Below are 7231 nucleotides of genomic sequence, written 5' to 3' on the forward strand. Positions count from 1 at the left end.
ACACCAGCCAGGAAGACATATGTGGTGGATACCGAAAGAATGAGATTCGGAGACTATTAAATATTTCAAATATTTGGGCTTTTCATCGGCCTATGTGTGACAAAGGCTTAGCAGAGGAAATTGAGGGAATGTTCAAAAAGGCTCGTCCAGTCCTGCCCTGAGTCATGCCGAAGGGAAGGCCGCAGCCGCTTGGACGGGCTGAGCGTACGGATGAGTACGTGAGCGCGCACGACGCGAAGACCGTCAAGTTTGTGCGCCCAAAGGCGGCCAGACGGCGAGAACGCCGCTGGCAACCTTTTTCAACACTCCCCCTAATCGAACACGACGGTTTTGCGGCCGTAGACCAACACCCGATGCTCAACATGCAGTCGGATCGCTCTGGCCAGGACCAGCACTTCAAGATCACGGCCTTTGCGAATGAGGTCCTGCACGGTATCCCGGTGGCCGACACGGACCACATCCTGCTCGATGATGGGGCCTTCATCCAATTCGGGTGTGGCATAATGCGCGGTTGCTCCGATAATTTTGACGCCACGGTCATACGCTTGATGATAGGGCTTGGCCCCGACAAATGCCGGCAGGAAGGAATGATGGATGTTCATGACCGGGCACCCGATTTCCTGCAAAAAGCTCTCACTCACAATTTGCATGTAGCGGGCCATTACCACCAAATCCACCTGTTGCTCCCGAAAGGCTGCTAGAACCTCTTGTTCCTGCTGCCCCTTTGTTTGGGGCGTGACAGGGAGGTATCGAAAGGGAATATGAAAGAGGTCGGCCCACCATTCGGCGGTCTGGTGATTGGAGACCACCACCGGGATCTCGATCGCCAGCTCCCCTCGCCGGTGTCGTTGCAACACATCGACCAGACAATGATCATATTGAGAGACCAGAATACCAATTCGTGGCCTCCGGTCCGAAAAAAAGACTTGAACATTCATGTTGAAAATTTTGGCGATGGGAGCGAACGCGTGGGCTATCTCTTCTTGAAGAATCTGAAATCCCGCCAAATCAAACACCGTCCGCATGAGAAAATCTCCGGTTTCACGATCCGTATGGTGATCGGAATCCAGAATGTTTCCGCCAAACTCATGGATAAACCCTGCCACCCTCGCGACAAGGCCTTTGTGGTCTTTGCAGGTAATCAATAAGATGGCTGTTGCATTGGACATAGGGACTCCTTCACGGTTTTATACAGAGACATCCGCGACATAGAGGTGATGCAGCAAAATCACACAGCAATCGTGAATGGTGGAGAAGAGAAAAAACGATTACCCAACATTCCCTCCCTGGAAAGTTGGGCAATCATAACGGAAGGCACCGGCAGGGTAAACGTTACTGACTCGTGTTTTGATCGTATTCAGCGGCCTCCACAAAGAAATAGGTATGGCAGGCTCGATCGATAAATGTCTTGGAGAGGGTCGGCGGGACTCCATTAAATTTGGCAATACTGACAATCTGCTCGATCAAATCCCGTGGATGACAACTCCGCATATTCAATTGATACTTGACATACACACCATCCAATAAATACTGGACAGCCTCCGGATCATACGGCACCCCTTTCTTCCTGCAGACTTCTTCAAAGATCTGTGTAAACCGTTCCGGGGTCGGGTCGGCAATGTAGATTTTATTTCTGATCCGGCGAAGGAACGCTTCATCGGCCAGCTTGGCCGGTTCCAGATTGGTGGCAAACAAGACAATGGTATCAAACGGGATTTGAAAGACCTTCCCCGTATGCAAGGTCAGGTAATCCACCCGCTTTTCCAACGGCACAATCCATCGGTTTAACAAATCTCGCGGACGGACCAATTGTCGCCCGAAGTCGTCAATGAGAAACACTCCGCCATTGGCTTTAATATGAGGGGGCGCTTTGTAATATTTCGCGGAAGCATTAAAAGAGAGATCGAGCGTAGCCATCGTCAACTCACCGCCGGCAAACTCGATCGGACGTTTACAGAGCACCCAGCGCGTATCTTTTTCCACTTTGGCTTCAATGAGGGATCTGGCCGCTTCTTGTGGTGCCTCGACTCTGACGTGGGTAATCGGATCGAACACTTGGATGATTTGTCCATCCACCTCCATGGCATAGGGGATATACACTTCTCCCCCGCCTACCGCTTCCAACATCTTCCCAATGGCTTCGGCCAGAACCGTTTTCCCGTTTCCAGGAGGCCCATATAAAAAGATGGCCCAGCCGGAATTCACCGCTTCCCCGAGTTGATCGACGGTACCAGGAGTCAAGACCAGATGTTCCGTAGCCGCTGTCACGGTTCGTCGGTCAATGGTTAAACTATTGACGGGCTGACTTTTGATCATGTCAATATACTGATTGAGGGGAACGGGAGCAGGTCCCACATACCGGCACAGATCCATAAAAGCCGTGGCTCGTTGACGACCCGCTTCCGTCAACACATACCGGAGTAACACCCCAAGCGACTCCCCATGTCCCTTGACCTCGCAGAGCTTCTCCCGTTGAATGAGGGTGAACAGCTCCTTCATGACCCCATACGGCAATTTCATAATCTCCCCGGCTGATCGCTCGGTAAGTTCCCCTTGGGTGTAGAGGGTTCTCACCAGGAGCTGTAGGAGTAATTCCTCCGGCAAACCGGTTTCTTGAATCGTCGTCGGAGCCGTTAAGTTACGAGCGTTGAGAGGTTGGGTCTTCGCACTTCCATTAGATGTCATCGTGGCAGCCGAACTCATTCGTCATCTCCTTTGATTAGTCTATATCTTGAACAAGGGAACATGGCGAACCTGCGGTTCTTCGATTCATCAAGATTCGCCCTTTTACAAAAGGGATAATCTCTGTAAAATTAGGACAACATCGCCATGCATGAGTCCACACGTTATTCTCCAAACTCGCCCACACGACTGTTCACCGAGGGTACATGACGAATTCTTCTCACGAATATCGGTCCCTCAGTCATATTCGTACCAACTTGCGTTCCCATATCATGGTTTTCATTCGACGGCGTCACGTCTTCCAATTGAACTGGGGAATCTGGCTGATAGTTTTTAGTTGCTTCTCACTTGTTGGCTGTTCCGAATCGCTTCCCGATTACACCCTTCGGTTTGGATTGGCCAATGCTCCCACGAATTTAGATCCGCGTTATGCCACTGATGCCACTTCGGCTCGACTCAATCGGCTCATGTATTCGCGCTTAGTGGACTTCGGCGAGGGCACGATTCCGGTTCCGGCTCTGGCCACATGGCGTGAACTCTCTCCCACCCATTATCGTTTCGACCTACAAGAACCAAGGCCGCTCTTCCACAATGGCGCACCACTCTCCGCCTACGATGTCAAAGCCACCTATGCCTCTATTCTGAACCCTGCCACGGCTTCTCCTCATCGGGGCATCTTGCAAATTATTACCCGGATCGACACGCCGACCGAGAATACCGTTGATTTCTTCTTGAAGCAGCCCGATGCCTTATTTCCTGGCTACTTAGTTATCGGCATTCTCCCGGCAAACCTAATTGCCAATGGGCATCCATTCCATGACCATCCCGTGGGAAGCGGGCCCTTTCAATTTCTGGAACGGCCCGACGACACCCGGCTTGTCATCGAGCGACGAGCCGATGGCCAACGTGTTGAGTTTGTCAGAATTCCCGATCCGACCGTTCGGACACTCAAACTTCTGGCCAATGAGATTCATCTGCTTCAGAATGATCTCCCCCCTGAACTCGTCACCTATTTGTCTGCCCACGAGGGCATCACCTTGCAACAGCGTCAGGGGGCAAACTTTGCCTACCTGGGATTCAATCAGTTAGATCCTGTGGTCGGCCAAGAATTAGTGCGGAAGGCCATTGCCCATGCCATTGATCGCGAGCAGATCATTCAATTCGTATTGAGAGGACGAGCCAGACTCGCGCAAGCGCTCTTTCCGCCGGAGCATTGGGCTGGACATGCCTCCTTACCGGGATACACATACGATCCAGCGGAGGCGAAACGCTTATTGAAAGAAGCCGGATTTGATCATGACCATCGGCCCACCATCACGTATAAAACCTCTACTGACCCCTTTCGATTGCGCTTGGCGACGATCATTCAATACCAACTCGACCAGGTGGGTATTGATGTCTCGATCCAAAGCCACGATTGGGGCACATTTTACGGTGATATCAAGTCCGGCCGATTCCAAATGTATAGCCTGGCCTGGGTTGGCGTGAAATCTCCGGATATTTTTCGGTATGCCTTTCATAGTGACGGCATCCCTCCTGTCGGTGCGAACCGTGGTCACTATGCCGATGCCCTGGCGGATCGTCTCATGACCCAAGCCGAACAGACCCTGAACAAACAGGAACAGCAAAGGCTCTATCGCACCCTTCAAGCCCGTCTCTTGGACACCCTCCCCTATGTGCCTCTCTGGTTTGAAGACCATTATGCCCTGGCGTCCACGACCTTCACCGGATATCAATTGAGCGCTGATGGCAATTTTGACGGACTCAATCAGGTCCGGTGGTTGGGATCTCCCTCAGTTCCCCCCAAACACCTCGCACGGCTCTACCCATGACACAGTCACATGACCAGGTGGTGAAAGCTCCATTTTTTCAATTACCGTCTTTCCCAATCTCGTCATGACTCATTTCCTGGTGACCAGAATCTTGAGCGCGATGCTCGCCATCCTGGGAGTGATTTGCCTGGTGTTTCTCTTGATTCATCTTATTCCAGGTGACCCCGTCGAAGTGATGCTGGGTGAATCGGCTCAACCGACAGACAAGGAAAGCTTACGCCATGCCCTAGGTCTGGACCTTCCTCTCCATCAACAGTGGTGGATCTACTTCAAGGGACTCCTGCATCTGGATTTGGGCACATCGCTGTTTTCGGGTCGGGCGATTGTGGATCTGCTCATTGAACGCATTCCTGCCACCCTCTATTTAAGTCTCGTCTCCCTAATTGTGGCCATCGGCCTGGCGCTTCCCCTTGGCCTCGTCGCGGCCGTCCGCCAACACACTCCTCTGGATTATGGCGCCATGGGGTTTGCGTTGTTCGGCATGTCGATTCCCAATTTCTGGATGGGCCCTTTACTCATTTTAGTCGGGGCACTCTGGCTTGGCTGGTTTCCCGTGAGTGGGCAGGAAGGCTGGAACTCCGTCGTGCTGCCTGCCCTGACACTCGGAACGGCAATGGCGGCCATCCTGGCCAGAATGATCCGGAGCAGTGTTCTTGAGGTATTGGGGGAGGACTTCATGCGGACCGCTCGCGCCAAAGGCCTCTCCTCAACCCGGGCGGTCTTGCACCATGCACTTCCCAATGCCCTCTTACCCATCTTGACACTCCTGGGTCTTCAGCTCGGAGGCTTGCTTGGTGGAGCCGTGATCACTGAAACCGTGTTTGCCTGGCCGGGATTAGGCCTGCTGATGATTGAAGCCATTCAACAGCGCGACTATCCGGTCGTCCAAGCAGCGGTGCTCTGTATCAGCGTGACTTATATTGTGGTGAATCTGCTCACGGATTTGCTCTATGCATGGCTGGACCCCCGTATCCAATTCACGACTGATTAACCATGCGTCTTTGGCTCCCACTCTCCATTATCACCGCATGGGCCTTTCTGGCCATTCTCAATCCCGCATTTTCTTTAACCCCCAATGCGATTGATCTCACCAATATCCTTTCCCCGCCAAGCCTGGCACATTGGTTGGGACATGATGAATTAGGCCGACCGGTTGCCGACCGCCTGATCAGCGGCGCACAAACGTCATTTTTTGTCTCGCTGTGCGTAGTCGCCCTTGGGGTCAGTCTTGGAGGCCTTCTCGGCGTCTCCAGTGCGTATCTCAGCGGATGGGTCGATGCGGGCTTTGTGCGAATGGTGGACATCATGCTCGCCTTCCCGGGGTTACTGCTTGCCATCGCCCTCGCCGGGGCCTTGGGACCGGGAATCGGCAATGTGATTCTGGCTTTGGGAATCGTGGGATGGGTGGGATATGCCCGACTGGCGAGGGGACAGGTCCTGGCCCTCAAACACGCCGATCACGTCCTGGCCGCCCAAGCCATCGGCGCGCCGCCTTGGCGTATTATTCTCCGACACCTTCTGCCGTTAATCATGGCCCCGCTCATTGTCGAAGCCAGTTTTGGCGTCGCCGGCGCCATCATTGCCGAAGCCGGCCTCTCCTTTTTGGGGCTGGGGGTTCAACCGCCTGCCGCGTCATGGGGAAGCATGATCCGCGACGGGACCCGCTACATGTTGGTAGCTCCCCACCTGGTCGTCTTTCCCGGCTTGACCCTCATGGCGGTCGTCCTCGCGGCAAACATGTTGGGTGATTGGCTGAGAGACCGGTTGGATGTGAAAGAACAAAGCTCACGAAGAAAATCATGAGGCAGGTCGAACATCAGGCAGACAGACGGTGGCTGCGGGTTCAACAGCCACAGCCACCGTCTTGATTTCGGATTTTATATTGGAGGAACGGTCCTTAATCGTTAGGGCGTTTCCATTTTTTCTGAAGGGAGCGGAAACGAGATGATGATGCCGCCCATGACATCACCCAACTTGAAGTCATGCTTGGAACTCAATAAATGCCCGTTGTGGCACTCTACACAGGCTTTCGAAACAGCCCGATCCGCAAAGATGGCTTTAAAAAACCGTTGATCGCCTCTCTTGATAATTCCACTATAGACCTCATCAGGATCCTCGGCCACGACTTTTAATCCGGCCTCTTCAAAAACGGTGCTCGGCCCATTCTCCTCATAAATAGGCCACAGGCTGGCCAGACGATACCGCAGGCCGGACCCGCCCATTTCGGCCACTTTGCCACCCATCAAGAGCATCTGCGCCGGGAGCGGAAGCGCCTTCCGTTGCTTCCAGGCCTCTGCGGCCATCACGATCCGATTCTCCTGCATGCGATCCACCACATGAGTCGTATAGAGCGCTCTGTCTGCAGCAATCACTGCATGGATATACCCGGCCACAACCTCTGGAGAGAATTTCACTTCAGTGCCCGGTGCCATCCGCGCTTCCGATTCATCTTCGCCGGTAGCCTGAGCTACCTCCCAACTACCTGTGAGCACCATTGACCCAAGCAGGATTCCTAAGAACAACATCCGTATACGCATGGTCGCCTCCTTTCGTCCGGCATCATTTCAGTAAATGAATCAACATCCTGTTACTTTGCTTCGAGCGGGCTACCTCAGGAGACTTCTCCTATTCTTGGACTATCGGTCATCAATTTCCCCATTTGCCGGATGGCCACTCGCGGCAAACATGACAGCCCGTTAGGGAATCTGACGTCTAAT

6 protein-coding genes are annotated in these 7231 nt (G+C 53.3%); 3 read left to right on the plus strand and 3 right to left on the minus strand.

What is annotated here, in order from left to right:
• Nucleotides 1-311: 311 nt before the first annotated feature.
• Nucleotides 312-1169 (minus strand): formyltetrahydrofolate deformylase, encoded by an 858-nt coding sequence (gene purU / locus AAH187_RS08830; RefSeq protein WP_342348084.1) that lies wholly within the window; start codon nucleotides 1167-1169, stop codon nucleotides 312-314.
• Between the two features lie 163 nt (nucleotides 1170-1332).
• Nucleotides 1333-2703: a hypothetical protein gene (locus AAH187_RS08835; protein WP_342348085.1), complete on the minus strand. Its 1371-nt coding sequence runs from the start codon at nucleotides 2701-2703 to the stop codon at nucleotides 1333-1335.
• Nucleotides 2704-2888: 185 nt separating this feature from the next.
• On the opposite strand from AAH187_RS08835, the gene AAH187_RS08840 reads away from it, so the two are divergent.
• The 3 genes from AAH187_RS08840 (at nucleotide 2889) to AAH187_RS08850 (ending at nucleotide 6317) form a co-directional block, all read left to right on the plus strand.
• Entirely contained in the window at nucleotides 2889-4514 is a 1626-nt protein-coding gene (locus AAH187_RS08840; protein WP_342348086.1) for an ABC transporter substrate-binding protein, read from the plus strand.
• Nucleotides 4515-4578: 64 nt separating this feature from the next.
• The gene (locus AAH187_RS08845; RefSeq protein ID WP_342348087.1) at nucleotides 4579-5505 is read left to right on the plus strand and encodes an ABC transporter permease; all 927 of its coding nucleotides are present in this window, start codon (nucleotides 4579-4581) and stop codon (nucleotides 5503-5505) included.
• A gap of 2 nt (nucleotides 5506-5507) precedes the next feature.
• On the plus strand, nucleotides 5508-6317 hold the full coding sequence (locus AAH187_RS08850; protein ID WP_342348088.1) for an ABC transporter permease: 810 nt from the start codon (nucleotides 5508-5510) through the stop codon (nucleotides 6315-6317).
• A gap of 101 nt (nucleotides 6318-6418) precedes the next feature.
• Here AAH187_RS08850 and AAH187_RS08855 read toward each other — a convergent pair whose 3' ends face one another.
• Nucleotides 6419-7051 (minus strand): DUF3365 domain-containing protein, encoded by a 633-nt coding sequence (locus AAH187_RS08855; protein WP_342348089.1) that lies wholly within the window; start codon nucleotides 7049-7051, stop codon nucleotides 6419-6421.
• Nucleotides 7052-7231: the final 180 nt, after the last annotated feature.

This window comes from uncultured Nitrospira sp. (assembly GCA_902500695.1).
Taxonomy (GTDB): domain Bacteria; phylum Nitrospirota; class Nitrospiria; order Nitrospirales; family UBA8639; genus Nitrospira_E.

Bases quoted from the DNA above. Each gene is read 5' to 3' on its own strand.
- purU (WP_342348084.1), bottom strand. From the start codon at position 1,169: ATGTCCAATGCAACAGCCATCTTATTGATTACCTGCAAAGACCACAAA.
- AAH187_RS08835 (WP_342348085.1), bottom strand. From the start codon at position 2,703: ATGAGTTCGGCTGCCACGATGACATCTAATGGAAGTGCGAAGACCCAA.
- AAH187_RS08840 (WP_342348086.1), top strand. From the start codon at position 2,889: ATGACGAATTCTTCTCACGAATATCGGTCCCTCAGTCATATTCGTACC.
- AAH187_RS08845 (WP_342348087.1), top strand. From the start codon at position 4,579: ATGACTCATTTCCTGGTGACCAGAATCTTGAGCGCGATGCTCGCCATC.
- AAH187_RS08850 (WP_342348088.1), top strand. From the start codon at position 5,508: ATGCGTCTTTGGCTCCCACTCTCCATTATCACCGCATGGGCCTTTCTG.
- AAH187_RS08855 (WP_342348089.1), bottom strand. From the start codon at position 7,051: ATGCGTATACGGATGTTGTTCTTAGGAATCCTGCTTGGGTCAATGGTG.